This is a genomic window from Arthrobacter sp. ISL-5 (genome assembly GCF_018613835.1).
Taxonomy (GTDB): Bacteria; Actinomycetota; Actinomycetes; order Actinomycetales; family Micrococcaceae; genus Arthrobacter.
Window position 1 is genome coordinate 23,222 of the sequence record NZ_JAGGPM010000016.1, and the last position, 14,255, is coordinate 37,476.

13 protein-coding genes are annotated in these 14,255 nt (G+C 67.2%); 2 read left to right on the forward strand and 11 right to left on the reverse strand.

Annotated features, from left to right (window positions below; genetic code table 11):
- The first annotated feature begins 1 nt into the window (after position 1).
- Entirely contained in the window at positions 2-964 is a 963-nt protein-coding gene (locus tag J7I89_RS08455; RefSeq protein WP_214969057.1) for a D-2-hydroxyacid dehydrogenase family protein, read from the forward strand.
- A 10-nt stretch (positions 965-974) separates the two neighbouring features.
- Here J7I89_RS08455 and J7I89_RS25095 read toward each other — a convergent pair whose 3' ends face one another.
- The 11 genes from J7I89_RS25095 to J7I89_RS08505 form a co-directional block, all read right to left on the reverse strand.
- The gene (locus J7I89_RS25095) at positions 975-2,408 is read right to left on the reverse strand and encodes a PEP-utilizing enzyme (protein ID WP_251045081.1); all 1,434 of its coding nucleotides are present in this window, start codon (positions 2,406-2,408) and stop codon (positions 975-977) included.
- Between the two features lie 30 nt (positions 2,409-2,438).
- Entirely contained in the window at positions 2,439-3,641 is a 1,203-nt protein-coding gene (locus J7I89_RS25100; protein WP_251045082.1) for a PEP/pyruvate-binding domain-containing protein, read from the reverse strand.
- Between the two features lie 221 nt (positions 3,642-3,862).
- A complete protein-coding gene (locus J7I89_RS08465; protein WP_214969059.1) occupies positions 3,863-4,285 on the reverse strand; it encodes a heat shock protein transcriptional repressor HspR in 423 nt (140 codons plus the stop codon).
- Between the two features lie 15 nt (positions 4,286-4,300).
- Positions 4,301-5,284 carry a DnaJ C-terminal domain-containing protein gene (locus J7I89_RS08470; protein WP_214969061.1) on the reverse strand — a complete coding sequence of 328 codons (984 nt, stop codon included), beginning with the start codon at positions 5,282-5,284 and terminating at the stop codon, positions 4,301-4,303.
- A gap of 111 nt (positions 5,285-5,395) precedes the next feature.
- Positions 5,396-6,085, reverse strand: coding sequence for a nucleotide exchange factor GrpE (locus tag J7I89_RS08475; RefSeq protein WP_214969063.1), 690 nt, complete (start codon positions 6,083-6,085; stop codon positions 5,396-5,398).
- A gap of 2 nt (positions 6,086-6,087) precedes the next feature.
- Complete coding sequence (gene dnaK, locus J7I89_RS08480; RefSeq protein ID WP_214969065.1) at positions 6,088-7,971, reverse strand: molecular chaperone DnaK; 1,884 nt, start codon at positions 7,969-7,971, stop codon at positions 6,088-6,090.
- A 329-nt stretch (positions 7,972-8,300) separates the two neighbouring features.
- Complete coding sequence (locus J7I89_RS08485) at positions 8,301-8,723, reverse strand: hypothetical protein (protein WP_214969067.1); 423 nt, start codon at positions 8,721-8,723, stop codon at positions 8,301-8,303.
- Between the two features lie 126 nt (positions 8,724-8,849).
- A complete protein-coding gene (locus J7I89_RS08490; protein ID WP_214969069.1) occupies positions 8,850-9,749 on the reverse strand; it encodes a carbohydrate ABC transporter permease in 900 nt (299 codons plus the stop codon).
- Between the two features lie 2 nt (positions 9,750-9,751).
- Positions 9,752-10,720: a carbohydrate ABC transporter permease gene (locus tag J7I89_RS08495; protein WP_214969071.1), complete on the reverse strand. Its 969-nt coding sequence runs from the start codon at positions 10,718-10,720 to the stop codon at positions 9,752-9,754.
- 68 nt (positions 10,721-10,788) lie between these two features.
- Positions 10,789-12,120: an extracellular solute-binding protein gene (locus J7I89_RS08500; RefSeq protein WP_374102010.1), complete on the reverse strand. Its 1,332-nt coding sequence runs from the start codon at positions 12,118-12,120 to the stop codon at positions 10,789-10,791.
- A 176-nt stretch (positions 12,121-12,296) separates the two neighbouring features.
- Positions 12,297-13,007, reverse strand: a complete 711-nt coding sequence (locus J7I89_RS08505; RefSeq protein ID WP_214969073.1) for a TetR/AcrR family transcriptional regulator — start codon at positions 13,005-13,007, stop codon at positions 12,297-12,299.
- A gap of 131 nt (positions 13,008-13,138) precedes the next feature.
- Here J7I89_RS08505 and J7I89_RS08510 point away from each other — a divergent pair, with 131 nt between their 5' ends.
- Positions 13,139-14,092, forward strand: a complete 954-nt coding sequence (locus J7I89_RS08510; protein ID WP_214969075.1) for an NAD-dependent epimerase/dehydratase family protein — start codon at positions 13,139-13,141, stop codon at positions 14,090-14,092.
- The last annotated feature ends 163 nt before the right edge of the window (positions 14,093-14,255 follow it).

Here is a 14,255-nt window from a genome sequence, read left to right on the forward strand (position 1 = left end):
CATGAACCAGTACCGGCTAGCCATCCTGGACGACTACCAGGGCGTCGCGGAGGACTTCGCCCCGTGGAGCTCCCTGGGGCAGCGGGGCGTCGCCGTCGTGGTGTTCGACGGGCATTTTGGCTCCGAGGCCGAAACCGTGGCGGCCCTCGCGGACTTTGACATCGTCATAGCCATGCGGGAGCGCACGCCGTTTGCCCGCAGCGTCGTCGGGCAGCTGCCCCGGCTGAAACTGCTCGTGACCACGGGCGCCGCCAACGCGGCCATCGACCTGCAGGCGGCAGCCGACCACGGCGTAGTGGTGTGCGGAACCGGTGGCTCACCCACCGCGGCGCCGGAACTGACGTGGGCGTTGCTGCTGGCATTCGCCCGGAACCTGACCGCGGAAGAGGGCTCCCTGCGCGCCGGCCACTGGCAGGCGGCCATCGGGTTCGAGCTGTCCGGAAAGACGCTAGGAATCGTCGGGCTGGGGAAGATCGGCACGCGCATCGCCGCCTACGGCCGTGCCTTCGGGATGGACGTGCTGGCCTGGAGCCAGAACCTGACCGAGGAAACCGCCGCGGCTGCCGGCGCCCGGAGGGTCAGCAAGGAAGAACTCTTCACGGAGTCCGACGTCGTGTCCCTGCACCTGCGCCTGTCGCCGCGTTCGGAGGGGACGGTTGGCGAACGGGAGCTGCAGCTGCTTGGGCCCGATGGTGTCCTGGTGAACACCGCCCGGGGCCCGCTCGTGGACCAGCAGGCACTTGTCACCGCCCTGCAGGAGGGCTGGATCCGCGGGGCAGCCATTGACGTGTTCGACGAGGAGCCACTTCCGGCAGGGCATCAGCTGCTGGCCGCTCCCCGGACACTCCTGACGCCCCACCTCGGCTACGTTACGCAGGAGAGCTACCGGGCGTTCTTCGGCGGCGCGTTCGAGGACGTGACAGCCTGGCTGGACGGCGCCCCGGTCCGGACGCTGACACCGTAGCCGAGTAGACCTACCCCTCGGCGCGCTCAATCGTGACCGTGCCGGCGTCGCCGTCGACCTTCACCTGCCGGCCGCTCGTCAGCCGCTGCGTGGCGACGCCTGTGCCGAGAACGGCAGGGATGCCGTATTCGCGGGCGACGATCGAGCTGTGACTCAGCGGTCCGCCCACGTCGGTGACCACTCCCGACGCCATGGCGAACAGCGGCGTCCACGCGGGCGTGGTCATGCGGGCAACCAGGACCTCGCCCGGCCGCATGCTGGCGAAGTCCTCGGGGCCGCCGAGGACGCGCGCCGGCGCGGTCACCTGCCCGGAACTGGCGCCGACTCCCGAGAAGGTGTCGCCGCGCTGGTCCTGGGAGCGGGCCGGCATCATGCTTCCGAACGCCCGTTCCATCCATCGGCTTTCGGGCAGGAGCTGCGGCGCGGCGGCCTTCCGCTGGCCGCGCCACACCATCTTGCGCTGCTCCACGGCGTCAGCCCGTACCGGCCGTTCGGCGCCGGTGATGGCTGCACCCGGTGTGGCAAGGCCGAACCCGATGGCGTTGCGGAGCTCGTCGAGCCGCAGCCAGAAGACGTCGGCGGGGTCGGCGATGATCCCCGAGCCGACCAGCCTCTGGCCTAGCTCCAGCAGCATCCGCCGCATCAGCGGCCACGCCAGGCCGATGTCTGCCAGCGCATCCTCACGCACGGGTGCCGCCCTTTGCGCCCAGCGCAGCAGGCGGGTGAACGCGGCGCGGCGGGCAGGGTCAAGCCTTGCGCTGATCGCCCGGCTCTGGTTCTCCCGGCGGTCGGCCGAACGCTGCTGGCGCTCATGCGGGTCGCGGCCCTCGCCGCGTAGGAAGAACTTCAAGGTTTCCAGCAGGGCCGAAGGATCGTCGGCGGGCACCGGGTTGACGAAGTCAAGGTTGTACACGGCATGCCCGAACCGGTCCAGATGCCGCTGGAAGCGCGCCCGCCACTGCTCCCAGTCCTCCGCGCCCACGCCGGCTGGCCTGTCTCCCGTCCGCACCGACGCGGCAGCGGATTCGGCGGGTCCGGAGGTCAGGGCTGCGGCCAGGTCCGGATGTCCGCGGGTCCATGCCGCCAGGTCGTACAGTGACTTCTCGGCACGGATGGGCTCGCTGTCGAACCCGAGCAGGAAGGTCTGCCCGGGCGGGTCGCCGGCACGGCGGACCAGCCGGTCGTAAAAAGCCCGAAACGTGATCTCGCTCGTTGCCGCGATGGGGATGACGGACTGCACCGCCGTGTAGTAGGCGGTTCCGGCGTCCAGCAGCTCGGAGATCCCGCCCAGCAGCTCGGGCGCCGGAAGGTCCTTCAGCGGTTTGGCGGCCCAGCGCCGCACCAGCCCGCGGTAGCGGGGGTGGGAATGGTCCCGCCAACCCTTGATGCCCATGTGCGCCTTGCCGCGGGCGAGGGCACCCACCGCAGTCAAGGACTTGCCCATCACCCGCCACATTCCGCTGGAGCTGTAGTACTAATAGGCGTAGCCGTTGATCGAGGGCAGTGAGACGTCCCCCTCCCGCACCACGTCGCGACCCACGGCCTCGGACAGCAGGGCCCTGATCGACCGCGTCACCGAGCCGTCGATGAGGTCGGCGAACAAGGGTGAGAGCGGATCGGGCAGCTGCTCCACAATGCTTGCCCGGAAGTACATGCCCTTCGGATAGGGCAGCGGCCATTCTGTCGGGGTCTCGGCCGCGGGCTCGGGCAGCGCGGTGACGGGGCGGGACTGGACAATGAAGAACTCACCGGCCGAACGCGCCCATTCGATGTCCTGCGGCGTGCCGAAATGCTCCGCGATGGCCACTCCCTGCCGGGCCAGCGCGGCCGCCGCGGCGTCATCCAGGACAGGCTGGCGGCGCTGCTGTTCCGGAACCGGCAGCTCCCTGGTGCCCTTGCCCGAGTAGGCGGTCATGACCTCCTTGTCCGCGGTCCGCCGCGACTCCACGCGGCCCGTGGCGTCCACCACGACGTCGTCGGTGGTGACGGCTCCGCTGACCACCGACTCGCCCAGGCCCCAGGCGGCGCTGATCACGACCTGGTCGCGGCGGCCGTTGGAGGGGCTCGCGGTGAACATGACCCCGGCGGCGTCGGCTTCGACCATCCGCTGGACCACCACCGCCAGGCGCACCGTGGCGGGATCGAGCCCCTCACGGGAGCGGTAGGCCATGGCGCGCGCATTCCACAGCGACGCCCAGCAGTCAATGACAGCTGCCGCGAGGTCCCCGGAGCCCCGGATGTTCAAGTAGGTGTCCTGCTGTCCTGCGAAGCTGGCCGAGGCAAGGTCCTCGGCCGTGGCTGAGGACCTGACCGCCACCGGCGCTTCCGCACCGCCGCCGTCATCCGGGGCCTCGGCCCGGGAAAGGCCGCCGTAGGCCTCGCGCAGCTCGCGGGCGATCTCCTCCGGCATCACGCCCCCGGCGAACAGCTCCCGGATCCGTTGCGCAGCGGCATCGTAGTCGGTTCCCCGTGCACCGGGAGGAAGCGTGGCAAATTCGAGAATCCGCGGGGCGAGGCCGTTGGCCTCGACGAAGTCCGCATATGCTGCGGTGGTCAGCACGAAGCCGGGCGGAACGGGAAATCCTGCCTGGGCCAGCTCCCCGAGGTTGGCGCCCTTGCCGCCGGCCATGCCGACGTCGCCGCGCCCCACCTGGTCAAAGTCCTTGATGTAGGTCATGACCGTGCGTCCCTTCTGCCCTGACCAATCAGCAGCAACCGCCCAGTTCGCAGCACCGCCCAGTTCGCAGCACCGCCCAGTTCGCAGCACCGCCCAGTTCGCAGCACCGCCCAGTTCGCAGCGCTGCGCCTGGTTGATCCCATTCTGGCACGGCCGAATGCACCGTCCTATGGCCCGGCGCGACCGTCAGAAGCGGGCGGCGGGCCCGTGAGACGCCCCTTTTACTCCGTGCCGTGCGGGCGCCACACCACCACTGCCTGGGACCTGGCCCGCGGACGCTGCCCCCGGGCCAGGCTGACCACGTCACCGGCCGTGCCGGCGGCGAAGATGCGGGAGTCCAGGGGCTGACGACGGCGGCCCAGCTCCTCGGTCAGTTCACTCACCCGCCGCTGCAGCGCGGCCACCTGGTTCTCCAGTTGGAGGATGCGTTTGATCCCCTCGAGCGAGACGCCCTCGTGGGAGAGCCGTTGCACCTCCCGGAGCATGGTCACGTCCCGCTGGGAGTACCGGCGGGATTTGCCCGGGGCGCGGCTGGGCGAGACGATGCCCAGCCGGTCGTACTGGCGGAGGGTCTGCGGGTGCATGTCAGCGAGCTCGGCCGCCACCGAGATGACGAAGATCGGCTGATCGAAGTTGATGTCCACGGCTGACGCCCGTCGCTAGAGCCGAGCCTTGGCTGCCAGGCCCTCGCGGACATCCGCGCCGGCGGTGGCGGCGGCGAATGCTTTCACGGCCTCCTCGGCTTCCTTGCTCAGGTTCCGCGGAACGGCGACGTCGATGGTAACCAGCAGATCGCCGGTGCCCTTCGAGGTCTTCACGCCGCGGCCCTTGACCCGAAGGGTGCGCCCGGACGGCGTGCCGGCAGGCACCCGGACCCGGACGTGTTCGCCGTCGATGGTGGGAACCTCGATGTCGGCGCCCATGGCAGCTTCCGGGAAGGTGACGGGGACGTGGATGCGGAGGTTGTCGCCGTCGCGCGTGTAAAAGTCGTGGGGCTTGACGTTGACCGTCACCATCAGGTCGCCGTTGCCCGAGGGGCTGTACTGGCCCTTGCCGCGGACGCGCACCTTCTGGCCGTCCTTGATGCCGGCCGGTACGCGTACGTCGATGACCTCTCCGTCCGGCTCGCGCAGGCCGATCGTGGTGCCGCGGATGGATCCGGCGAAGGAGATGCTGGTGCTCGCCGTCCGGTCGGCGCCCTTCTGGGGCGCGCGCTGGTAGCCTGCCGGACCGCCCGCGCCGCCGAAGCCGCCGCCGAACAGGTCCGCGAACTCGGGCGGGATGCCGCCGGCCGTGCTGAAACCGCCGGAGTGCCGGCCCGCGTTGCCCGTGAACAGGCCGCCGAAGAGGTCCTCGAAACCGCCGTTCGCGGTGCTGCCCGCACTGTGGGGAGCAAAGCGGGCCCCGCCGCCCATGGCACGGATGGCGTCGTACTGCTGGCGCTCATCAGGATCGGACAGCACGGAATAGGCCTCGGAGATGTCCTTGAACTTCTTCTCCGAGGCAGCGTCACCAGAGTTGGTGTCCGGGTGGTGCAGGCGTGCGAGCTTCCGGTAAGCCTTCTTGATGTCAGCGTCGGAAGCGTCCTTGGCGATGCCAAGGATCTTATAGAAGTCCTTGTCCACCCAGTCCTGGCTAGCCAATGGCGTTTCCTTTCAAAAGTGCAAAAAGCGTTAAGGCGAGATTACCGCTGAACGCCGTAGCGGATGAGGGGGCCGGGAGTGGCCCCCTCATCCGCGAAGGCGTGGAGGCAATTACGCCGGAACGGCCACAATCACTTGTGCCGCGCGGAGGACGCGTTCGCCCGACTTGTAGCCGGAGCGGAGCACCTGGCTGACGGTGTCAACCTCGATGTCGTCGCCTGGCTGCTGGATGAGTGCCTCGTGGATGGTCGGATCGAACTCCACGCCGGTCTCATCGATGCGGGTCAGGCCGTACGTCTTCAGCGCGTTTTCCAGCTTGGCGGCGATCGCGGCGAACGGGCCGTCCGCGAGGTCACCGTGCTGGCGGGCGGCGTCGACGTCGTCCAGCACCGGGAGCAGCGAGTTCAGGACGCCGATGACGGCCATCTCCCCTGCCACGGCACGGTCGCGTTCAACGCGCTTGCGGTAGTTGACGTACTCGGCCTGCAGGCGCAGCAGATCGTTCTTCAGCTCCGCGGCTGCAGCGGCTTCCGTTCCCTGGGCCACCGATTCTTCCGCCGGCACCTCCACCTGGTTGAGGATTTCCTCAGCCTGGGCGAGGGCGTCGCCGTCGGAATCCGCGGCGGTCTCGACGGGCTCGACCACCGGTTCGCGGTGGTGCTCGCCCTTCGGGTGCCGTGCCTGCCCGGTCACCGGGTCCACCTTGCGGTGGTCCCGGATGACGGGCTCGTCACGCTTGCTGTCCTGCTGCTCCTTGTCTGATGAAGAGCGGTGCTCTTCTTCATTACCGTGATGCGGCATGGTTACTTCTTCTCGTCTGCGACGTCTTCGTCAACGATCTCGGCGTCGACGATGTCTTCGTCAGCCTTGCCGCCGCCTGTGGCACCACTAGCGGCGCCTTCGGCACCGGCGGCGCCGGTTGCACCGTCCGGCGAGCCGGCCTGGGCGTAGATGGCTTCGCCGAGCTTGGACTGGGACGCCTGCAGCTTCTCAAACGCGGTCTTCACGGCTGCGTCATCGGTGCCTTCGAGCGCCTTCTTGAGGGCGTCGACGTCGGCCTTGACCTCGGTCTTGACCTCTTCCGGCAGCTTGTCGCTGTTGTCGGCGATGAGCTTGTCCACGGAGTAGGCGAGCTGCTCGGCCGTGTTGCGGGTGTCCGTTGCCTCGCGGCGGGCCTTGTCCTCGGCTGCGTGCTCCTCGGCGTCCTTGACCATGCGGTCAATGTCTTCCTTGGAGAGCGCGGTGCCGCCGGTGATGGTCATGGACTGTTCCTTGCCGGTGCCCTTGTCCTTCGCCGAGACGTGCACGATGCCGTTGGCGTCGATGTCGAAGGTGACCTCGACCTGCGGGACGCCGCGGGGAGCCGGGGCGATGCCGGTCAGTTCGAACGTGCCCAGCGGCTTATTGTCGCGGGTGAATTCACGCTCGCCCTGGAAGACCTGGATGGCCACGGACGGCTGGTTGTCGTCAGCGGTGGTGAAGGTCTCGGACCGCTTGGTGGGGATGGCCGTGTTGCGCTCGATCAGGTGCGTCATGACACCGCCCTTGGTTTCGATGCCCAGGGACAGCGGCGTGACGTCGATGAGGAGAACGTCCTTGCGCTCGCCCTTCAGCACACCGGCCTGCAGGGCCGCGCCCACAGCCACGACCTCGTCCGGGTTGACGCCCTTGTTGGGCTCCTTGCCCCCGGCCAGTTCCTTGACCAGTTCGTAGACGGCGGGCATACGGGTGGAGCCGCCCACGAGCACGATGTGGTCGATCTGGGAAAGCTTGATGCCGGCTGCCTTGATGACGTCCTGGAACGGCTTCCTGGTGCGCTCGAGCAGGTCCTTGGTGAGGTCCTGGAACTTGGCGCGGGTCAGCTGCTCGTCCAGGTGGACCGGGCCGTCGGGGGTGACGGACAGGTACTGGAGCGAGACATTGGTGCTGGAGGAGGAGGAGAGTTCCTTCTTGGCCTGCTCGGCAGCTTCACGGAGGCGCTGCAGGGCGATCTTGTCCTTGGACAGGTCGATGCCCTTGACCTTGAGTTGGTTCAGCAGGTACTCAACAACGCGCATGTCCCAGTCGTCGCCGCCGAGGTGGTTGTCACCGGCAGTCGCCTTGACCTGGATGGTGGAGAAGTTGTCTTCATCCTTGCCGACTTCCAGCAGGGAGACGTCGAACGTTCCGCCGCCGAGGTCGAAGACCAGGATGAGTTCGTCTTCCTTGCCCTTGTCCAGGCCGTACGCCAGTGCGGCGGCGGTGGGCTCGTTGACAATGCGGAGGACGTTCAGGCCGGCGATTTCGCCGGCTTCCTTGGTGGCCTGGCGCTGGGCGTCGTTGAAGTACGCCGGAACGGTGACCACCGCGTCGGTGACCTTTTCACCGAGGTAGGACTCGGCGTCGTTCTTCAGCTTCATCAGGATGCGGGCGGAGATTTCCTGCGCGGTGTACTTCTTGTCGTCGACCGGGACGCTCCAGTCGGTGCCCATGTGGCGCTTGACGGAGGCGATGGTGCGGTCGATGTTGTTGACGGCCTGGCGCTTGGCTATCTCGCCGACCAGGACTTCGCCGGACTTGGAGAACGCAACGACGGACGGCGTGGTGCGGCCACCCTCAGCGTTGGCAATAACGGTGGGCTCGCCACCTTCGAGAACGGAGACGACGGAGTTGGTAGTTCCGAGGTCAATACCTACTGCACGTGACATGTGTTGCTTCCTTCTTTCCTTGGAAACTTTCTGCCCCGATCCTGAGCCCGCCGGCCGGGCTTTCACCCGCCGGGATGACTGCAGGCCCGCTGGCCGGGCCTGTCGAGATCGAGGTTCGCCCACTCCTTGAGCGATCTACACTCAACTTTACCCAGGAGCTGATTTAAGTCAATCCAAACTTGAGTCAACTACGCTCAAGTTTGGTTCTCGGGCATCCCGTACGCAAGGAAAGGCCCCCGGTGTTCCGCGGATATCCGCGGAACACCAGGGGCCACGACGCCGGCGCCATTGCGGTTTCGCTGAGCGTGAACCTGCCCGGCGGCGAGGCGCTATGCTCCGGCGGAGGTGCCGCCGTTGTCCTTCCTTGGCGCGTTGACCTGGCCGTCCGTCAGTTCTTCCTTGAGGTCATCGGCCGTGCCGCGCTCCGGAGCGGTCCCGGCGGCACCGTAGTCGCCTTCCGGGTACTCCCCCTCTTCGTCGCCGGGCTGTTCCTGGCCCACCGTGCCGGCCTTGCCGTAGTCGCCTTCCGGGTAGGCGCCTTCCTCGACGTCGGCGGCGACTTCAACCGTTCCGGCGTCGCCATAATCGCCGACAGGGTATTCGCCTTTCTCATCGGCGCGAGCTTCGTCGCCCACCACGCCGGCGTCGCCGTAGTCGCCTTCCACATACTGGCCGCTGTCACCTTCGAGCGCCGGATTCCTGGTGCTGTTGTGGGTCTTACCTGCGGCTTCAAACTCGCTGTTCTCGGTCATCGCGTAATCACTCCTTCGGAGGACTGGGCGCGCCCATCCGGGCGCAATGGCAGTCTACTCAGCCGAGGCAGACGGCAACAGGGGCTTGGAACGGAGTGCGATTGACGCGGCTCAGGCCCCGGCGGCTCAGGTCCCGGCCAGGCCGGTGGTGGCCACGCCCCTGATGATCTGCCGCTGGAAGAACAGGAACACCACGATCAGGGGCAGCGCGGCGAGCAGGGCCGAGGCCATGTTCTGGGCGTACTGGATGCCGTAGGCGCACTTGATGGTCTGCAGCCCCACAGGGAGCGTAAGCAGCGAGCTCTCGTTGGTGGCAATGAACGGCCACAGGAAGTTGTTCCACGCCCCGATGAACACGAAGATCGCCACGGCGGCCAGGATCGGCCGGGACAGCGGGAGCACAATCGTGGTGAAAATCCGCAGCCGGCCCGCACCGTCCATCAGGGCTGCTTCCTCAAGTTCACGCGGAATCTGGTCGAAGAACTTCTTGAGCACGAACACCATGGGCGAGTGGATCACCTGCGGCAGGATCAGCGCCCAGTACGTGTCGATCAGGTTCAGCGACTGCATCTGCTGGAACAGCGGGATGATGAGGACCGGCGGCGGAATGATGATGGACGCCACGATCACACCCATCAGCATCCTCTTGCCGCGGAAATCGACCCGCGAAATGGCGTAGGCCACGGACGCGGAAATCACCAGCGTGATGGCGGTGATCGCCGCGGAAGTGAACAGCGAGTTGAGCGTCCAGGTGGGGATGTTGCCGCTCTGCAGCACCTTGGCAAAGGCATCGAGCGTGAACCCCGACGCCGGTAACCAGCTGATGGGGGTGGACGCGGCATCCGTTTCGCTCTTCAGCGCGGTGGCGGTGGCCCAGGCGAAGGGCACGAGCCACGCCACAGCGAGGACGGACACGACGACGGTGGCCAGGATGCGCGACAGCGGCGTCTTCGGGCGGCGGTTAGGCACAATGTCGGCGGTGCCCTTGGGCCGGAGTGCAGGCTTGGAAAGTGTGGTGGTAGCCATGGCTAGGCGATCCTTTTCCGTGTGGTGAAGACCTGGGCCAGCGCGATGAGCAGGATCAGGGCGAAGAAGATGTAGGAAATGGCTGCGGAATAGCCCAGCCGGTAGCCCGTGAATCCGGCCTCGAAGATGTACTGCACGATGGAGCGGGTGGCTCCGCCCGGTCCGCCTTCGGTCATCTGGTAGATCTGGTCAAAGACCTTCAGGGACGCCAGGATCTGCAGGATAACGATCATCACCGTGGTGGGGCCCAGCTGGGGAAGGCTGATGGAGAAGAACTGCCGCCAGCCGCCGGCGCCGTCGAGCGAGGCCGCTTCATAGTGCTGCTGCGGGATGTTCTGGAGCGCGGCCAGGTACAGCAGGAAGTTGAAGCCCACGGTCCACCAGACCGTTGCAATCACGACGGCCCACATCGCCACCGAGGGGTCGTTCAGCCACGCCACCGGCGGAATGCCCACCTTTGCGAGCAGATCGTTGAACAGCCCAATCTCCGGGTTGTACATCCAGGCGAAGAAGAGCGAGACCACGGTGGAGGCAAGCAGGAACGGGGAGAAGAAGGAGAGCCGCCACAGCCACTGCGCGGGAAGGCCCATGTTGACGAGTGCCGCCAGGGCCAAGGCGATCACCACCAGCGGCACGGTGCTGATCAGCGTGAAGTACAGGGTGTTCCCCAGCGACCGCCACATGTCCTGGTCGGCGAACGCCTCGGTGTAGTTGGCCAGGCCGATGAACCCGCTGCTGGCGCCGGTGAGCGACTTTCCGGTGAGGCTCATGACCGCCCCGGAAATCATGGGCCAGACCAGGAACATCAGGAAGAAGGCCAGGAACGGGGCAGAGAAGGCCCAGCCGTGGATGTTGTCGCGCCTGGAGCGGGATGATTTCGCTGCGGGCGCTGGGATGGTGGGCGCTGGAACGTCGTCGCGCCGGCTGCGGGACGGGTTCCCGGTGGGCGCTGTTGCGGGGGCGGTGCTCATGAGGACTCCTTTGTCACGAACGGGTCGATGCACAAATCGGGATTCGGCGACCATGCCGGGTTCGGCGCTCACACCGGGTTGGGCATGGCGAGGACCGAATTGATGCGCTTCATGAAGGCGTCCCAGCCGTCCGTGGCCTTGTCCCGTCCGAGGAACACGTTCTGGACGTTCTCGGCGAAATAGCTCTGGAAGTCGGATCCGGAACCGGTGAACCAGGCCTCGGGGTCGTAGTTGATGATGTCCGCGGCGTGCGCATAGTCCGCCTGCGGATCCAGTGCCGCGTACTCGCTGGACTTCACCACCGGCTGGTAGGCCGGAATGTGGCCGGCCTCTGCCCAGCTCAGGGATCCCTTGAGCATCGACGCAACGAACTGGTACACCCCGCGGCGCTTGGCCTCGTCGAGCTTGGCCTGGTGCGGCAGCACGAACGAGTGCGAGTCGGCGAAGGCCGCCGGCGTTCCGAACAGGGTGGGGATGGTGCTTGCTCCGAGCGGAACTCCCGCCGTCTTCATGGTGGGCAGTTCCCAAACACCCGTGAAAAGCAGCCCCGACCCCTGGCTGGCGAATTCGGCGATGGCCGTGCCGCCGTCACCGCTTTTCGTGGAGATGGTGTTATCCAGGAGCGACGCGATGAACTCCAGGCAGTCGATGGCCACATCCCGCTCCACCTGGGCGGGCTTGCCGGGATCCAGGACGAAGTCCGCGCCGTGCTGGCGGTAGAGGGTATAGAAAAGGCGCCACATCTGCGCGCCGTCGCCCAGGTATCCGTAGGAGAGCCCGTGCTTGCCGGTGACGCGTTGCATTTCACGGCTCACTTCAAGGAACTGCGACGGCGAGGAGATCTCGGCCAGCCGCCCGTCGTTCCCCAGCACGCCGGCCTTGCCCGCCACCTCTGTGTTGTACAGCATCACGAACGGGTGCGAGTCCAGCGCCAGCGAGAACACCTGGCCGTTGAACTGGCTCTTCTCCCAGATTCTCGGGCCGAAGTCCTCCGGCCGCACCCCGAACTCCGCCAGCAGGTCCAGGTCCCAGGCATCCAGCAGTCCGCCGGGAGCATATCCGGGCACCCTGGCCGCGTGCATGATGGCCACTTCGGGCGGCCGCCCGCCTGCAGAGGCCATGGCCAGCTTGGTGTAGTACGGCGCACCCCAGGCGAGCACGGTGGGCTTGATCGTGAAGTCGGCGTGGTCCGCGTTGGCTTTGTCGATCATGGCCATCATCTTGATGCCGTCGCCGCCGGACAGCAGGTGCCAGAAGCGGATGTCATTCCCGGCGGCCTGAGCCGCCCCGCCGCAGCCTGTCAGGCTTGCCCCGAGCGAAAGGCTGCCAACCAGCGCACCTCCTCCCAGCAGCAGTTGCCTGCGGGAAAGATGCATCGGGCGTGAATCAACTTGCTTCACCGTCACTCCTTTGGACGTAGCCGCTGGCAAATGTGCGGCCCCGGCGACCGCCGGCGCCACGCTCAACGGCTGTGGGCTGAGACACACTTTATATCGTTGTAAATTCACTTACAAGACATTTTTGTTAGCGTTAACAAACTGATAGTTGCCACTCTGCTGCCCGGGCGCAGCGGCCCTTACTCGAGGCCGGCGACGCCCGCCAGTATCTGCAGGTGATGACGGAACAACTCATCCCTCGCCGAGAAGGTGTCGGCGCCATACTGGCCGAAGACTTCGAAGCTGATGGCGCCGAAGACCGACGTCCAAGCCAGCGCACCGCGGGCCAGCAGCGTGGCCGGCACGGCCAGGTCCATTTCGCTGCGGATTGCCTCGAAGTCCGCGGCCAGCGCCGGAACCACGGCCGCGGCGTCCGGCGCAGCCAGCTTGCCGGCCCTGTAGGCGGAGTCCAGGATCCCCATCAGGCCGGTGACCACCCGCGTGCCGGGACCTGTGGTCCGCTCTGCCGGCGCCTGATACCCGGGCACCGGGCTTCCGAACAGGAGCGCGTAGCGGGCGGGCTCGCTGAGCGCCCATTTTCTGACAGCGAGCGCCAGGGCGGCAAAACGGCCCCTGAAATCGTCGGCCGGGAGGGCCTCGACGGCGGCCTCGACCGCATCCCCCAACTCGCCGTAGGCGTCGATGAGCAGAAGGGTCAGGAGCTCATCGCGGCTCTCCACATAGCGGTATACGGCGGAGGATACGACGCCGAGGTCGCGGGCGACGGCGCGCAGCGAGAGTGCGGCCGCTCCATGCAGGGCGAGATGCTCCCGGCCCAGCCGAATGATCTGCTCGATGGTCCGGGCACGGGCCTGCTCGCGGGGCGTCGGGGGCTTTAGGGGATCGGCCATGCTCCAAGGATGGCATGAAGTAGAGCAGTGAACACAATTGCGAGCAGCGCTCTTGACTTTGGGACGCGGCACGTCCATTCTGGATTCAGAGAGCACTGCTCTCACATCTCAAAAATGAAAGCGGGTACGCCATGCCAGAAGAACTATTCGTCGTCACGGGGGCCGGGCCGGTGGGCTGGACGGTCGCCGAGCAGCTCGCCGGCCAGGGCCACCGCGTCCGTGTCCTGACACGGTCCGGCAGCGGCCCGGAACACCACCTGATAGAAAAGCGCGCCGTGGATGTTTCAGACCGGACGCTGGTGGCGGAGTCGCTGGCCGACGCCAGCGCCGTTTTCCACTGCATCCATGGTTCGGCCTACAGCGTCAAGGCGTGGGAGGGGGAACTTCCGCGGGCGGAAGCGGCCGTCCTGGCGGCGGCAGGCGAGGCGGGCGCCGTCGTCGTCTTTCCCGAAAGCCTCTACTCCTACAGTGAGCCGGACCGGGTGATGACGGAGGACTCCCCGCGCGCGGCACGGGGCGGGAAGCGCGGAGTGCGGTCGGCGCTGCTGCAGGCGCGGGAGGCGAGCGCCACAAATACCGTGAGCGTGGTTGCGGGGGACTTTTTCGGTCCCCGGGTCCGGACATCGCACGCGGGCGAGCGCATGGTCCCGAGGATTCTCGCACGGCGGCCGCTGCAGGTGGTGGGCAGCGCTGACCAGCCGCATTCGTTCACGTTCGTGCCCGACCTGGCGGCGGCAATGATCAAGGCTGCGCAGACGCCCGCGCTGTGGAATCGCGTGCTGCACGCCCCCACCAATCCGGCCCTCACCCAGCAGCAACTCGCTGGCGCGCTGGCTGAAGCGGCTGGCGTACCCCGGCCAAAGGTCGGCGTGCTGCCGGGCTGGCTGCTGCGCGCGGTCGGAGTGTTCTCGGCCGATGTCCGCGAGATCGCCGAGATGCTGTACCAGTTCCAGCGGCCGTTCGTAATGGACTCGGCAGCCAGCGAGGCGGCGCTGGACCTTGGCCCCACTCCCCCGACCGCCGCGGCCCGGATGACGGTGGAGTGGTGGAGGCAGGAGGCTCCCGCAGCGGCAGCACGATCCTGACCGCGTCACGGGACGCAGACTTATGGGCCTGCCGGATCGGCTCGAGCGCCCGTTTCCGGGCCGGCCAGCCCGCTGCCGTCCCAAAAACCTGTCAGGCGTGACGCCGGGCAGCATGGATGGGCCGGACCGGATCGAGTCGTGTCAAACACCGCGGTGCATTCAG